Origin of the sequence: Sphingomonas glacialis (assembly GCF_006439055.1) — a bacterium.
Classification (GTDB): domain Bacteria; phylum Pseudomonadota; class Alphaproteobacteria; order Sphingomonadales; family Sphingomonadaceae; genus Sphingomonas; species Sphingomonas glacialis_A.
The window spans coordinates 246,301-263,848 of record NZ_RCZC01000003.1; the positions used below are offsets into that span (position 1 = coordinate 246,301).

General features: G+C 68.8%; 17 protein-coding genes. 9 read left to right on the plus strand and 8 right to left on the minus strand.

Annotation, left to right across the window (positions count from 1 at the left end; genetic code table 11):
- The first annotated feature begins 15 nt into the window (after window positions 1-15).
- Window positions 16-195, plus strand: coding sequence for a DUF1674 domain-containing protein (locus EAH76_RS12970; protein WP_140850696.1), 180 nt, complete (start codon window positions 16-18; stop codon window positions 193-195).
- A gap of 99 nt (window positions 196-294) precedes the next feature.
- Here EAH76_RS12970 and EAH76_RS12975 read toward each other — a convergent pair whose 3' ends face one another.
- From EAH76_RS12975 to tsaD, 3 genes are read right to left on the minus strand one after another with little or no spacing between them, the layout of a single operon-like run.
- Entirely contained in the window at window positions 295-840 is a 546-nt protein-coding gene (locus EAH76_RS12975) for a DUF1697 domain-containing protein (RefSeq protein WP_140850697.1), read from the minus strand.
- Window positions 837-1,808, minus strand: coding sequence for an NAD(P)H-dependent glycerol-3-phosphate dehydrogenase (locus tag EAH76_RS12980; RefSeq protein WP_140850698.1), 972 nt, complete (start codon window positions 1,806-1,808; stop codon window positions 837-839). Before EAH76_RS12980 ends, EAH76_RS12975 begins: the two co-directional genes overlap by 4 nt.
- Window positions 1,805-2,836, minus strand: a complete 1,032-nt coding sequence (gene tsaD / locus EAH76_RS12985; protein ID WP_140850699.1) for a tRNA (adenosine(37)-N6)-threonylcarbamoyltransferase complex transferase subunit TsaD — start codon at window positions 2,834-2,836, stop codon at window positions 1,805-1,807. The genes EAH76_RS12980 and tsaD overlap by 4 nt, the downstream gene beginning before the upstream one ends.
- An 83-nt stretch (window positions 2,837-2,919) precedes the next feature.
- On the opposite strand from tsaD, the gene hemC reads away from it, so the two are divergent.
- The 3 genes from hemC to EAH76_RS13000 are packed head-to-tail and all read left to right on the plus strand — an operon-like array spanning window position 2,920 to window position 5,577.
- Entirely contained in the window at window positions 2,920-3,840 is a 921-nt protein-coding gene (gene hemC / locus EAH76_RS12990) for a hydroxymethylbilane synthase (protein ID WP_140850700.1), read from the plus strand.
- Window positions 3,837-4,523, plus strand: a complete 687-nt coding sequence (locus tag EAH76_RS12995; RefSeq protein ID WP_140850701.1) for a uroporphyrinogen-III synthase — start codon at window positions 3,837-3,839, stop codon at window positions 4,521-4,523. Before hemC ends, EAH76_RS12995 begins: the two co-directional genes overlap by 4 nt.
- 31 nt (window positions 4,524-4,554) lie before the next feature.
- Window positions 4,555-5,577 carry a hypothetical protein gene (locus EAH76_RS13000; protein ID WP_241659685.1) on the plus strand — a complete coding sequence of 341 codons (1,023 nt, stop codon included), beginning with the start codon at window positions 4,555-4,557 and terminating at the stop codon, window positions 5,575-5,577.
- Here the strand turns inward: EAH76_RS13000 and EAH76_RS13005 are convergent.
- Both EAH76_RS13005 and EAH76_RS13010 read right to left on the minus strand, forming a co-directional pair.
- Window positions 5,574-6,371 (minus strand): DUF72 domain-containing protein, encoded by a 798-nt coding sequence (locus tag EAH76_RS13005; RefSeq protein WP_140850702.1) that lies wholly within the window; start codon window positions 6,369-6,371, stop codon window positions 5,574-5,576. The two genes, EAH76_RS13000 and EAH76_RS13005, sit on opposite strands and share 4 nt — an antisense overlap.
- Before the next feature lie 4 nt (window positions 6,372-6,375).
- The gene (locus tag EAH76_RS13010; protein WP_140850703.1) at window positions 6,376-7,047 is read right to left on the minus strand and encodes an MBL fold metallo-hydrolase; all 672 of its coding nucleotides are present in this window, start codon (window positions 7,045-7,047) and stop codon (window positions 6,376-6,378) included.
- 79 nt (window positions 7,048-7,126) lie between these two features.
- On the opposite strand from EAH76_RS13010, the gene pabB reads away from it, so the two are divergent.
- The 3 genes from pabB (at window position 7,127) to EAH76_RS24165 (ending at window position 10,413) form a co-directional block, all read left to right on the plus strand.
- The gene (pabB, locus tag EAH76_RS13015) at window positions 7,127-8,908 is read left to right on the plus strand and encodes an aminodeoxychorismate synthase component I (RefSeq protein WP_140850704.1); all 1,782 of its coding nucleotides are present in this window, start codon (window positions 7,127-7,129) and stop codon (window positions 8,906-8,908) included.
- Window positions 8,909-8,958: 50 nt separating this feature from the next.
- Complete coding sequence (locus EAH76_RS13020; RefSeq protein ID WP_140850705.1) at window positions 8,959-10,158, plus strand: pyridoxal phosphate-dependent aminotransferase; 1,200 nt, start codon at window positions 8,959-8,961, stop codon at window positions 10,156-10,158.
- A gap of 117 nt (window positions 10,159-10,275) precedes the next feature.
- Window positions 10,276-10,413 (plus strand): hypothetical protein, encoded by a 138-nt coding sequence (locus EAH76_RS24165; RefSeq protein ID WP_170208025.1) that lies wholly within the window; start codon window positions 10,276-10,278, stop codon window positions 10,411-10,413.
- Between the two features lie 7 nt (window positions 10,414-10,420).
- On the opposite strand, the gene pepN is transcribed toward EAH76_RS24165, so the two are convergent.
- Complete coding sequence (pepN, locus tag EAH76_RS13025) at window positions 10,421-13,024, minus strand: aminopeptidase N (RefSeq protein WP_140850706.1); 2,604 nt, start codon at window positions 13,022-13,024, stop codon at window positions 10,421-10,423.
- Window positions 13,025-13,128: 104 nt separating this feature from the next.
- Between pepN and EAH76_RS13030 the strand changes: the two genes are divergently transcribed.
- Together EAH76_RS13030 and EAH76_RS13035 are read left to right on the plus strand one after the other, a co-directional pair.
- Window positions 13,129-14,730, plus strand: a complete 1,602-nt coding sequence (locus EAH76_RS13030; protein ID WP_140850707.1) for a M28 family metallopeptidase — start codon at window positions 13,129-13,131, stop codon at window positions 14,728-14,730.
- Window positions 14,731-14,853: 123 nt separating this feature from the next.
- Window positions 14,854-15,690, plus strand: coding sequence for an NAD(P)-dependent oxidoreductase (locus tag EAH76_RS13035; protein WP_140850708.1), 837 nt, complete (start codon window positions 14,854-14,856; stop codon window positions 15,688-15,690).
- Here the strand turns inward: EAH76_RS13035 and EAH76_RS13040 are convergent.
- Window positions 15,600-16,517, minus strand: coding sequence for a DMT family transporter (locus EAH76_RS13040; protein ID WP_140850709.1), 918 nt, complete (start codon window positions 16,515-16,517; stop codon window positions 15,600-15,602). The genes EAH76_RS13035 and EAH76_RS13040 overlap by 91 nt on opposite strands.
- Window positions 16,514-17,515 (minus strand): threonine aldolase family protein, encoded by a 1,002-nt coding sequence (locus EAH76_RS13045; protein ID WP_140850710.1) that lies wholly within the window; start codon window positions 17,513-17,515, stop codon window positions 16,514-16,516. The genes EAH76_RS13040 and EAH76_RS13045 overlap by 4 nt, the downstream gene beginning before the upstream one ends.
- Window positions 17,516-17,548 lie beyond the last annotated feature (33 nt).

Consider the following 17,548-nt stretch of genomic DNA (forward strand, 5'->3'; position numbering starts at 1 on the left):
CATCAAGGACACTCCATGGCCGTTCGCCCGCCGCATGTGAAGCCACCCGCCTATCTCAGCAAGAGTCCGCCGGTGCCCGAACCCGATCCTAATCCGGTCGCGCCCAAGGGGCAGAGCGCGAAAGGCGACCCCGACGGGCTCGACCCGACGCGCTATGGCGATTGGGAATCGAAGGGCATCGCGATCGATTTCTGAGCGGGGTAGCCCGTCATCCCCGCGAAAGCGGGGATCCCGCTGCCTGGCCCGGCCCGAGAAGAAGAAGCGGAACCCTCGCTTTCGCGAGGGTGACGGGTGCTAACCGTGCGGGTGCTCCAGCAACGCCGTCAGCTTGACCACGGTATTCCAATTCCGCGCGGTCGCGAGCTGGGGAAATTTGAGCTTCGCCATCGCCTGCGGGAGCTTCGACGCGCCGATCCCGTCGATATAATCGATATAGAGCTCGCGGCCATGCGCGATGAGCGTCTCGCGACCTTGATAGATCTCAGGCAGCGCATCGAGCAGATCGGCCGGCACCGAGTCGCGGTGGAACAGCACCACGACATGGTTCGGCCGCGCGGGCGTCGCCTCCGGAAAGGGATTGGCGGCGAGGATGGCTCGCAAGTCGGCGGCGCTGCGCACGACCACATCGGTCTTGAGGCCATAGCCGTCCAGCGCCGCTTCAAGCGCCGCCTCGACCTTCGCGCCATCGGTCTCGTCGCATGCGAACACGACATTGCCCGAGGCGAGCAGCGTTGCGACCTCGCGATAGCCGAGCCCTTCGACCAGCGCCTTCAAATCGGCCATCGGCAGCTTGCGCCCGTTGAGGTTGACCCCCTTGAGCAGTGCCGCCCAGCGCATCATTCGCGCGTCAGCGGGCGGGCGAGCAGCGCACCGATCACCGCCTGGACCTCGGCCCCTTCGAGCAAGGCGCACACCGCCTCGACCACCGGCATGTCGACGCCCGCTTCGGCGGCCGCCTCGCGCAGCACCGGCGCGGTGAAGGCGCCCTCGGCGACGGTCAGCCGATCGGACAGCAGGTCCGCGGCACGCTTGCCTTGTCCCAACCCCATGCCGAGCGAGAAATTGCGCGAGGCGGTCGACGAACAGGTCAGCACGAGATCGCCGAGCCCCGACAGCCCGCTGAGCGTCTCGACCTGCGCCCCGCGCGCGACACCGAAGCGCGTCATCTCGGCAAAGCCGCGCGCGATCAGCGCGGCGCGCGCATTCTGCCCGAGCCCCGCGCCCTCGACCACGCCACACGCGATCGCCAGCACGTTCTTGACCGCGCCGCCAATCTCCGCGCCGATGACGTCGTCCGAGGCGTAAGGGCGGAAGCTCGGCCCGGCGAGGCGATCGGCGAGCGCCGCGCCGATTACCGGATCGGCACAGGCGAGCGTCACCGCGGTCGGCAGGCCGGCGGCGACTTCATGCGCGAAGGTCGGGCCCGACAGCACCGCGATCGGCGCGGCGGGATGCAGCGCCTGCGCGACTTCGCCGACGAGCCGGCGCGTCCCGGCTTCGATTCCCTTGGCGCAGAGCACGAGTGGCGTCGCTCCAACGGGCGTTTCGTTGAGCACTGCGCGGACATGCTGTGCCGGTACCACCACCAGCAATGCGTCGCAGTCGGCGAGCTCGGCCAGCCCCGATGTCGCGCGGATCGACGGCGACAGGGCGACCCCGGCGAGGAAGCGCGTATTCTCGTGGGAGTCGTTGATCGCACTGACGACTTCGGCTTCGCGTGCCCACAGCGTGACCGGCGCGCCACCGCGCGCCGCGACCTGTGCCAGCGCGGTGCCCCAGGCCCCGCCGCCGAGAACGCCGATCTTCATGCCTTCACCCCTGCCCCACGGACCGCCTCGGCACCCGGATCGAGCGGCCAGCGAGGCCGCGGCGCGATGTCGAGCGGATCAGTCAGGCCGGCGGCGAAGCGTTCCGCACCCGCCCAGCCGATCATCGCGGCATTGTCGGTGCACAGCCACAAAGGCGGCGCGACGAAGCGCAAACCATGGTCGCTCGCCAGCCCGCTCAGCGCAGTGCGCACCGCCGTATTGGCCGCAACCCCGCCGGCGACGACCAACGCGGTCGCGTCACCCGCGCGATCGAGCGCGCGAATCGTGCGGTCGAGCAGGCAATCGACCACCGCTGCCTGGAACGAAGCGGCGATGTCGTCGACCTCCCAGGTCTTGGCGTCATGCGCGCGCACCACCGCGCTCTTGAGGCCTGCAAAGGAGAAATGCGGTTCGGCCGAGCCCTTCATCGGCCGCGGCAACGGCACGATCGCCCGCCCGCGCGCAGCGGCGGCTTCGACCGCGGGCCCACCCGGGAAACCGAGCCCGAGCACCTTGGCGGTCTTGTCGAACGCTTCGCCCGCGGCATCGTCGATCGTCGTCGCGAGGCGGCGATAGCGCGCGACGCCCTCGACGAGCAGCAACTGGCAATGCCCGCCCGAGACGAGCAGCAGCAGATAGGGAAATTCGAGATCGGGATCCGACAGCCGCGGCGAGAGCGCATGACCCTCGAGATGGTTGACCGCGATCAGCGGCTTGCCCGCGGCGTGCGCGAGCGCCTTGCCGGTGACGAGCCCGACCATCACGCCGCCGATCAGCCCCGGCCCGGCGGTCGCCGCGATCGCATCGACATCGGCGAGCGTGACGCCGGCATCGGCGAGCGCCGCCTCGACCAAGGGCGCCAACACCTCGACATGCGCGCGCGCCGCGATTTCCGGGACGACGCCGCCAAACGGGCGATGCGCCGCCTCCTGCCCGGCGAGCCGGTGCGCGAGGACGCTGCGGTCGGAGGTGACGAGCGATGCCGCGGTTTCGTCGCAGCTCGATTCAAGGCCGAGGATCAATGCCATGGTAAGGCCTGTAGCGGCTCGCGCACGGCTTGTCGAAGCCGGGGCGCTTCGCCACAGTGGCGCCAAAAGGGAGAGACGGTTTCGTGACGCACCCCCAGCTCAAACTCGGCACGCGCGGATCGCCGCTCGCGCTCGTCCAGGCCAATATGGTGCGCGACGCGCTGTGCACCGCGCATGGCTGGCAGATCGACGCGATCGAGATCGTGCCGATCAAGACGACTGGCGACCGCGTCCAGGACGTCGCGCTCGCCGAGATCGGCGGCAAGGCCTTGTGGACCAAGGAACTCGACCGCGCGCTGCTGTCGGGCGCGATCGATTTCGCGGTGCATTCGATGAAGGATGTCGAGACGGTGCGGCCAAGCGCAATCGCGATCGCCGCGATGCTGCCGCGCGCCGATGTGCGCGACCGGCTGATCGGTGCGCCGAGCATCGAAGCCCTCCGTCACGGTGCGGTTATCGGAACGAGCTCGCCACGCCGCGTCGCTCAGTTGAAGCGGCTGCGGCCCGATTTCGAGACGGTTCTCTTTCGCGGCAATGTCGACACGCGGCTCGCCAAGGTCGCGGCGAACGAGGTCGATGCGTCGATGCTCGCCGCAGCGGGGCTCGACCGGCTCGGGCGTCCGGGCGTCGGGGTCGGGATCGAAACTGACGTCATGCTCCCCGCACCTGCGCAGGGTGCTGTCGGGATCGAGGCGCGCGCCGACGACAGCCGTATGCGCGACTGGCTCGGCGCGATCGACCATGAGGCGACGCATCTGTGCGTGCTGGTCGAGCGCGGCCTGCTCGCTGCGTTGCAGGCCGACTGCCATTCGCCGGTCGCCGCGCTCGCGACGCTCGATGGCGACAGCATCCTGTTGCGCGCCGAACTCTTCGCCGAGGACGGCAGCGCGCATGTGAGCGGCGAGATGCGCGGCGCGATCGGTGACGGGACCTTCGCCGATCGGCTCGCCGCCGATCTCCTCGACCGCGCGCCCGAGGCGGTACGGCGGCTGTTCGCGGCGTGACGCGCCCGCTCGCGGTGCTGCGCCCCGAACCGGGCAATGCCGCGACTTGCACGCGTGCTGCCGAGGCCGGGTTCGAGACGCGCGCGCTGCCGCTGTTCGCGGTGGAGGCGCTCGACTGGGGCGTCCCCGATCCCGCGCAGCACGATGCGCTGATCCTGACCAGCGCCAATACGCTGCGTTTCGGCGGGGCCGGGCTTGCCGCGCTGACGGGCCTGCCGGTGCTGGCGGTCGGCCCGCATACCGCCGCTGCGGCGCGCGCGGCGGGGTTTGACGTCATGGCCATCGGCAGCGGCGACGGCGCGCAGATCGCCGCGTTCGCCCACGCGCATGGAATCCGCCGGGCACTGCATCTGACCGGGCGCGACCGCACGCTCGGCGCGGGTGGTGCGATCGCGACTGTGCTTCCGGTCTATCACAGCGTCGCAGTACCCGTCGCGCCTAACGCCCTGCAGGTAGTCGAGGGGACGATCGCCTTGCTCCATTCGGCGCGCGCCGCGCGGCGGCTCGAGGCACTCGTCACCGCAGCCGGGCTCGACCGCTCGCGAATCGCCATCGCCGCCTTCAGTCCGGCAATCGCCGCCACGCTCAGCGCGGGCTGGGGTGGCGTGGCGGCAGCCGCCACTCCCGACGATGCCGCGCTGTTCGGCGCCGCGCTCGGCCTGTCGACAGCGACGGGCGATTGACCGCCCGCGCCGACGCCCCGATAAGGCGGTGATGGACGAACCCGCCCTCCCCGTCCCCGATCCCGCCACGCCCGGATCGCCCAGCCGTGATTCGGCCTTCCCCGATCGACCCGTTCCGCGCCTGCTTCCGCCGCTCTCCGCGCCGCCCCCGCCGCGCGCCGCGCGCGGACCCGGCTGGCGCGCCGGCATCGCGCTCGCGCTGATCGCGTTCCTGGTCGGCGCGGGGCTCGCCGCGCTGCTCGTGGTCAAATACGTCAAGACCGAGACCAAGCCGCTCGCCACCGTCACGGTGCCGGTCGGCGCCAACGGTCAGGCGCCGCTGGTGATCGTGCCCAGCAAGGCGACCGCCGCGGCGCCGGCGCTCGAGCTCGCCGCGCTATCGACGCGCGAGGCCGCGCTCGCAGCCGAACTCGACGCGCTCGAAGCGCGCGCCGGGACGATCGACCGCGATTCGCAGCGCGCCTCGACCTATGCGACGCGCAGCCAGGCGTTGATGATCGCCTTTGCCGCGCGCCGCGCGATCGACCGCGGGCTCAATCTCGGCTTCCTCGAGGGGCAATTGCGCACGCGCTTCGCCGCGGTGCAGCCCGCCGCAGTCGCGACGATCATCCAGGCAGCGCGCGAGCCCGTCACGCTCGAGGATCTGCGTGCCGGGCTCGATGGCGTCACGCCCGAACTGCTCACGGGGGCTGCGAGCAATGGCTGGTGGCAAAGCCTGCGCGACGAGTTCGGCCATCTGATCGTGCTGCGCCGCGCCGGAACGCCCTCGCCGCTCCCGGTCGACCGCGTCGCGCGCGCGCGGCGGTTGCTCGAGGCGGGGCAGGTCGAGGCGGCGCTCGCCGAGGTGTCGCGCACGCCCGGGGTCGCGCAGGCCGATCGCTGGACCAGCGCGGCGCGGCGCTATGTCGATGTCCGCCGCGCGCTCGACACGATCGAAAGTGCGGCGATCCTTGCGCCGGGCGTCGATGCCGTCGCGCCGTCACCCCCGCCGCAACCGCAACCGCAGGTCACGCCTGCGCAAACGCCCGCTAGCGCTGCCGGCGCAACGCCTTAACCGCGCAGGCGGTCGATCAACGCCATCGCGCCATGCGGTGCGCGGACTTTCGCGCCATTGATGAAGAAGACGAACGTCTCGCGCGGCGTTTTCGGCGCGGGATCGGCGAGATACGTCAAGTCGGCCGCAGCGCCGCCCTCGGCCCAGCTTCGCGCCGCCGTGGCCCAGCGATCGAGCGCTGCTGGCGCATAGCCGGCGGGCTCCTCTTCGACCGCAGCCTCGAGCCGGGCATAGACCAGATCGCCCGATACATCGGCGATCGCGGGATAGTCGGTCGAATCGGCATAGACGATCGCCACGCCGGCGGCGCGCGCCAGTGCCACGAATTCGGGTGTCTGGAAGCTCTCGTGGCGGACCTGCACCGCATGGCGCAGCGCGACGCCGTCCTGCGTGGCGGGAAGCAGCTTGAGGAACGCGCCGAAATCCTCGGGATCGAACTTCTTGGTCGCCATGAATTGCCACAGGATCGGCCCGAGTCGGTCGCCGAGTTCGACGATCCCCTGCCCTGTAAAGCGCGCGATCGATTCGCCCGCGTCGGCGAGCACCTTGCGGTTGGTGCAATAGCGCGACGCCTTCAGCGCGAAGACGAAGCCGTCGGGGACCGCCTTCGCCCAGGATGCGAAGGTCGCGGGCTTTTGCGACGAATAATAGGTGCCGTTGACCTCGATCGCGGTGAGCTTGCTCGCGGCATAGTCGAGCTCGCGCTTCTGCGGCCATTTCTCGGGGAAGAAGCTGCCGCGCCACGGCTCATAGGTCCAGCCGCCGATGCCGATTCGGATGTCGCCCGGTTTCATCGGCTCAGGCCGCCATCGCCGCGTCGCTGACGAACATGTTGGTGCGACGCTCGTGCGCGAAGGTGCTCGGCTGCCCATGGCCGGGGAGGAAGGTGGTGTCGTCGCCGAGCGGCCACAGTTTGGTGACGATCGATTCGAGCAATTGCGGGTGATTGCCGCGCGGGAAATCGGTGCGCCCGATCGAGCCTGCGAACAGCACGTCGCCGACGATCGCCAGTTTCGACGGTACGTGATGGAAGATGACATGGCCGGGGGTGTGGCCGGGCGTCTCGTACACATCGAGCACGAGATCGCCGACGCTGACGGTATCGCCCTCGACCAGCCAGCGGTCGGGCTCGAAATTGATGCCGGGTATGCCGTATTGCGCGCCGCTCTCGGACAAGGAGCAGGTCAGGAAACGGTCTTCCTCGTGCGGTCCCTCGATCGGCACGCCGAGCTGGTCGGCGAGCGGCTTGGCCTCGCCGCAATGGTCGATATGGCCGTGCGTCAGGATGATCTTCTCGACCGTGACGCCATGCTGCTCGGCCGCGGCGAGCAGCTTGGGGAGATCGCCGCCGGGATCGACAAAGGCGCCGCGCATCGTCGCGGTGCACCACAGGAGCGTGCAATTCTGCTGGAGCGGGGTGACCGGAACGATCGCGGCGCGCAGCGGCGGCAGGGGGGGCTGGGTGCTCATCGCATCGAGATACGGCGGACCACCGCGAAAACCAAGGGTTGCCCCGGGCGGCAAAGCCGGGGCATCTGCAGGACGACATATGGTAACGCGTCTCACCCCGCCTTTCGTCCTGCTCGACGATGCCCGTGACGGCGGTGCGCCGGCGCGGCTCTATCGCGATCCGGTGCGGATCGTCGTGGCGCGGACTCTGGCGCAGATCGCGCCGGCGCTGGGCGCGCTGCGGGCCGCCCGGCGCGACGGACTGCACGCGGCGGGGTATCTGTCGTACGAAGCGGGAGCGGCGTTCGAGCCGGCGCTCGGCGAACCGCCCGTATCGGCCATGCCGTTGCTGTGGTTCGGGCTGTTCGCGGACTTTGCCGAGATCGCGCGCGAGGATGTCTCCGGCCTGTTGCCCGATCCCGCGGGCGTCTGGATCGGGCCGCCCGAGCCGACGATCGACAAAAGCCGCTACGAGACGCAATTCGCAGCGGTGCAGGCGCGGATCGCGGCGGGGGATCTGTACCAGGCCAATCTCACGCATCTCGGTCAGGTCACGGTGCTCGGCGATCCGCTGTCGGCCTATGCGCGGTTGCGCGAGACCGCGCGCGCCGGGTTCGGCGCGCTGATCGACACGGGCGACGCGACGATCCTGTCGCTTTCGCCCGAACTGTTCTTCGCGCTCGAGGGCAAAACGCTGACGTGTCGCCCGATGAAGGGGACGGCGCGGCGTGGCGCGACGCCGGCGGAGGATGCTGCCGCTGCCACGGCGCTGGCGGAGGACCCCAAGCAGCGCGCGGAAAACCTGATGATCGTCGATCTGATGCGTAACGATCTCGCGCGGGTGGCGCGCGCGGGTTCGGTCGCGGTGCCGCATCTGTTCGAGGTCGAGCGCTATCCGACGGTCCATCAGCTCGTCTCGACCGTCACCGCGCAGATCGCGCCCGACACCGACGCGATCGACGTGCTCGCCGCGCTGTTCCCGTGCGGATCGATTACCGGTGCGCCGAAGATCGCGGCGATGCAGGCGATCGCCGAGATCGAGCAGGGGCCGCGCGGCCTTTATACCGGGGCGATCGGCCGTTTCGATTCCGGGGGCGATGCGATGTTCAACGTCGCGATCCGCACGCTGACGCTGCCGCATGGCGAGGGCCAGGCGCGCTATGGGGCAGGGGGCGGCATCGTCGCCGACTCGCGCGCCGACGCCGAATGGGATGAAGCCAAGGCGAAGACCGCCTTCATGACGCGCGATCCGCGGCCGTTCGACCTGATCGAGACGATGGCGTTCGATCCCGAGCACGGCATCCTCCGGCTCGACCGCCATCTCGAGCGGCTGACCGCGAGCGCGCGCGCGTTCGGCTTCGCGTTCGATCGGCATAGTGCGCGCAACGAATTGCAGGCGGCGACCTTCCGGCTTCGCGCGGGGCGGAAAGTCCGGCTGCTGCTGGCGCGCAGTGGCGCTGTGGCGATCGAAGTCGCGCCTTTGCCCGCGGCACGCGATGCGCCATTTTCGGTCGCGGTGGTGCCCTTGCCCGTCACGCCGGCGGACATCCGCCTGCGCCACAAGACCAGCGATCGCAACTTCTACGATGCCGCGCGGCGCGCCGCCGGGAGTGACGAAGTGGTGTTCGTGCGCCCCGACGGACGGCTGACCGAGGGGAGCTTCACGACGCTGTTCGTGCCGCGCGGCGATCGGCTCGTTACCCCGCCACTTGTCGATGGGCTGCTCCCCGGCGTGCTGCGCGCAGATCTCATCGCGCAGGGCGTAGCGGTGGAAGATGTGCTGACCGAGCAGGACCTGACGCAGGAATTTTTCGTCGGCAATGCCCTGCGCGGACTGATTCGTGCGCGGCGAGTGGTTGCGACAAACGTCCCGGCACGATAAGCGCTCGCGCGAACCCGCCGCACCGCGGCATTTTCCGCAAGGTCCTTCTCATGCAGCCATCCGCCGCGCTCGTTCGCATAAAGCCCTCGCCGACGCTCGCGATCACCACGCGCGTCCAGGAGCTGAAACGCGCCGGCGTCGATGTGATCGGCCTTGGGGCGGGCGAACCCGATTTCGACACGCCCGATTTCATCAAGGACGCCGCGATCCAGGCGATCCGCGACGGCAAGACCAAATATACCAATGTCGACGGCACGCCTGAGCTGAAGACCGCGATCGTCGCCAAGTTCGCGCGCGACAACGGCCTGCATTATACGCCCGACCAGATCACTGTGAACGTCGGTGGCAAGCACACGCTGTTCAACGCGATGGTCGCGACGCTCGACGCCGGCGACGAGGTCGTCATCCCGGCGCCGTATTGGGTGAGCTATCCCGACGTCGTGCTGTTCGCGGGCGGCACGCCGGTGTTCGTCGCGGCGGGCGCATCGCAGGGCTACAAACTGCTTCCCGAGCAGCTCGAGGCGGCGATAACGCCGCGCACGAAGTGGGTCATCCTCAACTCGCCGTCGAACCCGACCGGCGCTGCCTACACCGCCGCCGAGCTCAAGGCGCTGGGTGATGTGCTCGAGCGGCACCCGCACGTGTGGATCTTCGCCGACGATATGTACGAGCATATCCTGTACGACGGTTTCGAGTTCGCGACGATCGCGCAGGTCTGCCCCTCGCTCTACGAACGCACGCTGACCGCCAACGGCTGTTCGAAGGCCTATGCGATGACCGGCTGGCGGATCGGCTATGCCGGCGGTGCCTCGTGGCTGATCAAGGCGATGGCCAAGCTCCAGTCGCAATCGACCAGCAACCCCTGCTCGATCGCGCAGGCGGCGGCGACCGCGGCACTCAATGGCGACCAGAGCTTCCTCAAGGATTGGGCCCGCATTTTCCAGGGGCGGCGCGATCTCGTCGTGTCGATGCTCAACCAGGCCGATGGCATCACCTGCCCGCGGCCGCAGGGCGCGTTCTACGTCTATCCCGAGCTTTCGGGGGTGATCGGCAAGTCGACACCCGCGGGCAAGCTGATCGACACCGACGAGGCGTTCGTCGGCTACCTGCTCGACGATGCCAAGGTCGCGGCGGTGCAGGGCGCGGCGTTCGGCCTGTCGCCGGCGATGCGGATTTCCTACGCGACGTCGGACGCGCTGCTCACCGAGGCGTGTCAGCGGATCCAGACGGCATGCGCGAATCTGCGCTAACGGTCAGTTTCCGTTAACGCTGGGTTGCCAATAAGCCGCTTGCGAAACGACTCCGAGAAGCCGATTTGCTGCACCGCAGCGATTCGGCACGGGGCCGGGCGCGAAAGGTCAGAAGCAATGCGTAGCGTCTTGAAGTCCGATTTCCTGTGGAAGTTCGTCGGTGGGTTCGCGCTTGGTGCGCTGGCGCTCGTGACGCTGCATCCGATGGACTCGGCGCGCGCCGCGACGGCGAGCCAGGTCGCCGCCGCACGCTAAGCGACCCTCAGGCGTCGAGGCTCTTCGACGCCTGCTCGAACATATCCTTCGACAGGCCCGGCGTCTTGACGATCCGCGTCAGCTCGGCGCGCATCAAGCTCCCGCGCGTGGCATCATACCGCTGCCAGCGCCCAAGCGGCGCGATCAGCTTGGCGGCGGTCTGCGGGTTGATCCGGTCGAGCGCGATGAGCTGGTCCGCAAGGAAGCGATAGCCCGACCCATCGACCGCATTGAACGCGCGCTGGTTCACACCGAACGCCCCGATCAGCGCGCGCGCGCGATTGGGGTTGGCGAGCGTGAAGGCACGATGCCGCAGCAATTCGGCGACCACCGCGCCGGTATCGTCGCGCGGCGCCATCGCCTGCACCGAGAACCATTTGTCGAGCACCAGCGCATTGTCGCTGTAGCGATTGTAGAAGATGTCGAGCGCGGCGATGCGCTCGGCCGAATCGCCGGCGACCAGCGTCGTCAGCGCGCTTTGCCGGTCGGTCATGTTGTCGGCGGCCTCGAACTGCGCGAAGGCGAGCGCGGCGGCATCGCTCGCACCCGAGGCGGCGATATAGCCGAGCGCGACCGACTTGAGCCGGCGCAGGCCCTTCGCCTCGGGCGAATAGACATAGTGTGAGCCCGTCGCCTGCGACGCGTCATAGGCGGCACGCCAGTCACGCTCGAGCGTCCGCCCGATCTCGCGGCGCAGCGCCTCACGCGTCCGGAAGATCGCGTCGGGATCGACCACCGCCATCTGGTCGCCGATGAAGCTTTCCGAAGGCAGCAGCACCGCTTCGGCAATGAACGCCGGGTCGAGCGTCGCGTCCGCAAGCGTCCCCGCGACCGCCGCGATGACCGCGGCGGTGTCGGCGCGGTTGTTGCCCGCAGCCGCGACCAGCGTGTCGAGCATCAATTGCTGCAGCGCCTCGTACCGCGCGAACGGATCGTCGTCGTGCGCGCCGAGAAAGGCGAGATCGGCGGGCGTCCGGTCAGTCTCGAGGATCGCGGGAGCCGAGAAGCCACGGTTGATCGACAGCACCGGGCGTTCGGTGACGCCTTCGAACACGATGCGCTCCTCGGCATCGGTCAGCAGGATCGTCTGCTCGGGCGCGACGGTCTGTGCGGTTTCGGCACCGAACAGCTTGATGCGCAGCGGCAGCACGAGCGGCAGCTTGTGCTCCTGGCCCGGCGTCGGAGGGGTGCGCTGCGCGAGCACGAGCTCGGCGCGGCCCGAACCTTCGGTGTGGTGCAACGAGGCGGTGACGCGCGGCGTGCCCGCCTGGCCGTACCAGCGGCGGAATTGCGTCAGGTCGATCCCGCTCGCATCCTCCAGGCTCGCGACGAAATCTTCGCAGGTTGCAGCGGTGCCGTCGAACCGGTCGAAATAGAGATCGGTCCCGGCACGGAATTTCTCGCGGCCGAGGATCGTGGCGAGCATTCCGATGATCTCGGCGCCCTTGTTGTAGATCGTGGCGGTGTAGAAGTTCGAGATTTCCTGATATTCGTCGGGGCGGATCGGATGCGCGAGCGGGCCGGCATCCTCGGGGAATTGCGACGCGCGAAGCCCGCGGACATCCTCGATCCGCTTGACCGCGGCCGAGCCCTGGTCGGCCGAGAAGGCCTGGTCGCGATAGACCGTGAAGCCTTCCTTCAACGACAGCTGGAACCAGTCGCGGCAGGTGACGCGGTTGCCCGACCAATTGTGGAAATATTCGTGCGCGACCACCGCGGCGATCGCGTCGTAATCATAATCGGTCGCGGTGTCGGGATCGGCGAGGATGTAGCGCGAATTGAAGACGTTGAGGCCCTTATTCTCCATCGCACCGAAGTTGAAATCGTCGACCGCGACGATGTTGAAGACGTCGAGATCATATTCGCGGCCATAGACGCGTTCGTCCCACGCCATCGACGTCTTGAGCGCGTCGAGCGCATGATGCGTACGCTCGATATCAGCGGCGCGGACCCAGATGCCGAGCGCGACCTCACGGCCCGACATCGTCACGAAGCTCCCGCGATTGACCGCGAGATCGCCCGCCACCAGCGCGAAGAGGTAGCACGGCTTGGGGAAGGGGTCGCGCCACTCGGCCCAATGCCGCCCGCCTTCGAGCTCGCCCGACGCGATCGGATCGCCATTGGCGAGCAGCACGGGATAGCGTGCTTTGTCGGCGCTCATGCGGACATGATAGCGGCTCAGCACGTCGGGCCGGTCGGGGAAATAGGTGATACGGCGGAAGCCTTCGGCCTCGCACTGCGTGCACAGGATGCCGCCTGAGGCATAGAGCCCCATCAACTGCGTGTTGCGCTCGGGCGCGATCTCGACGCTTGTTTCAATGACATGCGCTGACCCGCTCAGTGGCACGACGAGCGTCTCGCCCTCGAGCGTCCAGTCATTGACCGCGACGCCGTCGACCTTGACCGACAGCAAGGTCTGCCCCGCGCCGTCGAGCCGCAGCGGGCGGCGATGCGCGTCGCCGCGCTGGACGTGGAGCGTCGCGGTGACGCGCGTCGCCGCGGGATCGAGCGCGAAGTCGAGCGCGATCTCGGGCACCTGCCAGTCGGGCGGGGTGTAATCCGCACGGCGCGTGACATGGGGCTGGGCGAGGCTGGTCTGGAGATCGAGCATTGCGTGAGATGTAGGGGCGCTGTTTGCCGCTCGCTACCGAAATCGCGCCGCTTGTGCGTGCGCGGCCCTGTGCTACCGCGGCGAAACACAGAATGAGGGCAGACATGAAGATCCGGTTCCTCGCGCTGGCGGCGATCGCGATGACGCCGGCGGCGATCGCCCAGGACGCGCCGCTGCCCGATGATCAGGCCGCGATGAAGGCGCATGTGCTGTTCCTTGCCTCCGACGCCTTGCGCGGGCGCGAGGCGGGGAGCCCCGAATATCGCATCGCCGCGGAGTATGTCGCCGCGCAATTCTTTGCCGCCGGGCTCAAGCCCGCGGGCGATGGCGGCAGCTATATCCAGAAGGTGCCGCTCGTCACGTATCGCGCCGCCGACAAGGGCGATGTCGTACTGACGCGGCCCGGTGCGGCGCCGGTCGGGCTGGTGTTCGGCGAGGATTATATGCCGGGCGTGGTCGCCGGCGCGGCGCAGACCGCGCTCGATGCGCCGGTGGTGTTCGTCGGCTACGGGCTCGTCGCGCCCGATTACAAGCGCGACGATTATGCCGGCGTCGATGTGCGCGGCAAGATCGTCGCGTTTTTCGGCGGCGCGCCGCTCAGCTTCCAGAGCGAGGAGCGCGCGCATTTCTCGAGTCCGGCGACCAAGGCAGTGATCGCCGCGGCGCACGGCGCGGTCGGCGCGATCGTGCTGACGCGCGCGGCGCTGCCGCAGAGCGGCGCGAGCTTCGACCGGCCGCGCACGACCTGGGCGCGCGCCGACGGCACGGGCGAGGCGCCGGGCGTGCCGATCCTCGCGACGCTGAGCGGGACGGGGGCTGCCAAGCTGTTCGCGCAAGCCAAGACGCCCTGGGCCGGGATCGCGGTGCGCGCCGCCGACAGCAACGCGAGCTTCCGCGCGATGCCGCTCAACATCGGCGCGACGGTCGCGCTGAAAACGCGTTTCGAGCCAGCGACCAGCGGCAATGTCGCCGGGATGATCCCGGGCAGTGATCCCAAGCTCGGCAAGGAGGTCGTCGTGCTGTCGGCGCATCTCGATCATCTCGGCGTCGGCACGCCCGATGCGAAGGGCGACACGATCTATAACGGCGCCGAGGACAATGCCGTCGGCATCGCCGCGCTGATCGAGGAAGCGCGCCGCTTCAAGGCATCGGGCAAGCCCCCGCGCCGCTCGATCCTGTTCCTCGCGGTCACCGCCGAGGAGAAGGGGCTGGTCGGCTCGGACTATTTCGCGAAGCACCCGACCGTGCCGATCGCGTCGATCGTCGCCGATGTGAACCTCGACATGCCGATCCTGTCCTACGCGTTCGAGGACATGACGGTGTTCGGCGCCGACCGCTCGACGCTCGGGCCGATCGTCGCGCAGGCGGTGGGAACGCTCGGCGTGACGATGTCGCCCGATCCCGATCCGGCGCAGGGGATCTTCGTGCGCTCGGACCATTATCGCTTCGTCCAGCAGGGCGTGCCCTCGGTCTTCCTGTGGCCGGGGCAGAAGGGGACGGGCAAGGCGGCGACCGCCGACTTCTTCGCGCATCGCTATCACCAGCCATCGGACGATCTGTCACAGCCGATCGACTGGCGGCAGGGGATCCGCTTCGTCGACGCCAATTACGCAATCGCGCGGGCGATCGCCGACGGTGACGCGCGGCCGCGCTGGAACAAGGGCGACTTCTTCGGGTTGCTCTATCATGGCTATGGCGCGAAATGATTTCGGTTCCCCGGCGAAGGCCGGGGCCCAGGCGGACGGACGGAATTGGCAAACGCAACGGCCTCTGCCGCCGCCTGCGCTGCTGGGCCCCGGCCTGCGCCGGGGACCTGCTAAGGGCATGACATGCGTCTCCTGATCTTCGGCATCGGCTATACCGCGCAGGCGCTGGCCACGCGGTTGCGCGCCGAGGGCTGGCAGGTCGTCGGCACGACGCGCGATGGCCGTGGCGACACGATCCGTTTCGACGACACCGTCGCGCTCGCACGCGAGATCGCCGTTGCGACCCACATCCTGTCGTCGGTTCCGCCTGCGGGCGAGATCGATCCCGTGCTCGTTACCTATGGTGCAGCAGCAGCGCGCAGCGGGGCGTGGCTCGGCTATCTGTCCTCGACCGGCGTTTATGGCGATGCGGCGGGCGCATGGGTCGATGAAAGCGCGCCGACCGGCACGGGGCGCCGCAGCGCGCGCGCAGAAGCCGATTCCGCCTGGCTGACGCTCGGCGCGCGCGTGTTTCGCTTGCCGGGCATTTACGGGCCGGGGCGATCGCCGCTCGATCGCGTTGCGACCGGCGCGGCGCACCGCGTCGAAGCGCCGGGCCAGGTGTTCAGCCGGGCGCATGTCGCCGATATCGTCGCCGGGGTGATCGCGGGCTTCGATGCGCCGGCGGGCGCGTACAACCTCGCCGACGATCTGCCGGCGAGCCAGAACGACGTCATTGCCTTTGCGGCCGCGCTGCTGGGGCGCGATCCGCCGCCGTTCGTGCCGCTCGAGTCGCTCTCGCCGATGGCGCGTGGCTTCTATGCCGAGAATCGCCGCATCGCCAACGCCAAGGCCAAGCGCGTGCTCGGCTGGCGCCCGGCCTACCCTGATTACCGCGCGGGCCTGCGCGCTCTCAAAGCGATGACCAATCCGCCGATCACCAGCGCTGCACCGGCGCCCGCCAACAGCGACCAGCGATAGCCCTCGAACAGCGTCGACAGGCACATCGCGATGACGGGCACGAGCACGCCCGAATAGGCCGCCTTGGCCGGCCCGATCACGCGCAGCACACCGAAATAGAGCGGGAAGGCGATCGCCGAGGCGAACACCCCGAGATACAGCGTCGCGGCGAGATAGGCGGGCGTGAGTTCGATCACCGGCGGGCCCGTCGTCACCCAGGCAAACGCCCCGTCGAAGCTGGCGCCGAGCAGCATCGCGACCCCGAGCATCGGGATCATCGGATAGGCGCGTGCGGTCTGCGTCCCCTGCATCACGTTCGCCGAGGAGGCCGAGAAGATCGCCAGCAGCGTGAAGCCGATCCCGGTCAGCGCCTCGATTGGCCCGTGCGGATCGATCCGGATCTCGCGCACGAACAGCAGCGTGACCCCCGCCATCGCCACCGTCATGCCGACGATCAGCTGCCGCCCGAGCTGCTGGCCAAGGAAGATCCGCCCGAACACCGCATTGGGCAGCAGCATCAGCGCGAACACCACCGCCACCAGCCCTGACGTAATGTGCATTTCCGCGCGATAGACGAAGTTGAAGTTGAGGCAGAATTGCGAAAGCCCGAGCAGCGCCGCGAAGCGCAACCCGCGCGCATCGAGCCGCAACGATTCGCGCCGGATCAGCGCATAGCTGCACATCACCAGGCCAGCGACGAGGAAGCGATAGGTTACCGACCAGCTCGCTGGCACAACGCCGAGCTGCCCGCGAATGACGAGCCAGGTCGAGCCCCAGATCAGCGTGACGATCCCGAACGGAATCAGGATCGCGAGTTTGCTCGAATTGGGCGTCGGCCCAGTGCTCAAAGCGCCGCGATCGCGTCGGCGAGCGGGCGGATGTCGGCGGGGTCCTGGTTCCACGAGATCACCAGCCGCGCTTCGCCCGGGCCCCAATCGTAGAAATCGAAGCCGAGCGCGCGCAGGCTTGCGGCTTCGGCGGCGGACACGCGGATGAACACCTCGTTCGCCTCGACCGGATGGACCAGCCGGTCGCCTGCAGCCTGTGCCAGCAAAGCCGCGCCCGCATTGGCATTGCGCGCGAGATCGAGCCACAGATCGCCCTCGGTCATCGCGAGCAATTGCGCCGCGAGGAAGCGGCCCTTGCACAGCAGCATCCCGGCGCGCTTGCGGCGATAGAGCGTCGCATCGGCGAGCGCGGTATCGAAGAAGATCAGCGCCTCGGCGTTCATCCCGCCATTCTTGATGAAGCCGAAGCTCAGCGCGGTGACACCCGCACGCCACGTTACGTCGGCGGGCGAGCATCCCAGCGAGGCGACCGCATTGGCGAAGCGGGCGCCGTCCATGTGCAGCGCGAGCTTGCGCGCCTTGGCGAGATCACCGATCGCGGCGACCTCGGCGGGCGAATAGACGCGGCCATATTCGGTCGCGTTGGTGATCGAGATCGCATGCGGCTGTGTCTGGTGGACGTCGTAGCGCGTCGCGTCGAGCACAGCGCCGATCGTTTCCGGCGTCAGCTTTGCACCTTCGCCATCGGCGAGGAACAGCTTGGCACCATGCGTGTAGAATTCGGGCGCACCGCATTCGTCGTTCTGGATGTGCGATTCGCGGTGGCAGACGATGCTGCCGTGCGGCGGGCACAAAGCGGCGAGCGCGAGGCAGTTCGCCGCGGTGCCCGACGGCACCCACAACGCGCGCACCTCCGTCTCGAACAGCTCCGAAAACCGCGCATCGAGCTGCTTGCTCCAGCGGTCGCCGTCATAAGCGGTGTCGAGCACGTTGGCATCGGCCATCGCGGTGAAGATCGCCGGATGGACCGGGGCGGCATTGTCGGAGAAGAAGCGCATGGCGCGGTCTTGCGGGGCCGGTCGGGCGGCGTC

Excerpts from the sequence above, each read along its gene's own strand:
- EAH76_RS13005 (WP_140850702.1), bottom strand. The coding sequence starts at position 6,371 with ATGAAACCGGGCGACATCCGAATCGGCATCGGCGGCTGGACCTATGAG.
- EAH76_RS13020 (WP_140850705.1), top strand. The coding sequence starts at position 8,959 with ATGCAGCCATCCGCCGCGCTCGTTCGCATAAAGCCCTCGCCGACGCTC.
- EAH76_RS24165 (WP_170208025.1), top strand. The coding sequence starts at position 10,276 with ATGCGTAGCGTCTTGAAGTCCGATTTCCTGTGGAAGTTCGTCGGTGGG.
- EAH76_RS13030 (WP_140850707.1), top strand. The coding sequence starts at position 13,129 with ATGAAGATCCGGTTCCTCGCGCTGGCGGCGATCGCGATGACGCCGGCG.
- EAH76_RS13010 (WP_140850703.1), bottom strand. The coding sequence starts at position 7,047 with ATGAGCACCCAGCCCCCCCTGCCGCCGCTGCGCGCCGCGATCGTTCCG.
- tsaD (WP_140850699.1), bottom strand. The coding sequence starts at position 2,836 with ATGGCATTGATCCTCGGCCTTGAATCGAGCTGCGACGAAACCGCGGCA.
- pepN (WP_140850706.1), bottom strand. The coding sequence starts at position 13,024 with ATGCTCGATCTCCAGACCAGCCTCGCCCAGCCCCATGTCACGCGCCGT.
- EAH76_RS12970 (WP_140850696.1), top strand. The coding sequence starts at position 16 with ATGGCCGTTCGCCCGCCGCATGTGAAGCCACCCGCCTATCTCAGCAAG.
- EAH76_RS12975 (WP_140850697.1), bottom strand. The coding sequence starts at position 840 with ATGATGCGCTGGGCGGCACTGCTCAAGGGGGTCAACCTCAACGGGCGC.
- EAH76_RS12980 (WP_140850698.1), bottom strand. The coding sequence starts at position 1,808 with ATGAAGATCGGCGTTCTCGGCGGCGGGGCCTGGGGCACCGCGCTGGCA.
- EAH76_RS13035 (WP_140850708.1), top strand. The coding sequence starts at position 14,854 with ATGCGTCTCCTGATCTTCGGCATCGGCTATACCGCGCAGGCGCTGGCC.
- EAH76_RS13000 (WP_241659685.1), top strand. The coding sequence starts at position 4,555 with ATGGACGAACCCGCCCTCCCCGTCCCCGATCCCGCCACGCCCGGATCG.
- EAH76_RS13045 (WP_140850710.1), bottom strand. The coding sequence starts at position 17,515 with ATGCGCTTCTTCTCCGACAATGCCGCCCCGGTCCATCCGGCGATCTTC.
- pabB (WP_140850704.1), top strand. The coding sequence starts at position 7,127 with ATGGTAACGCGTCTCACCCCGCCTTTCGTCCTGCTCGACGATGCCCGT.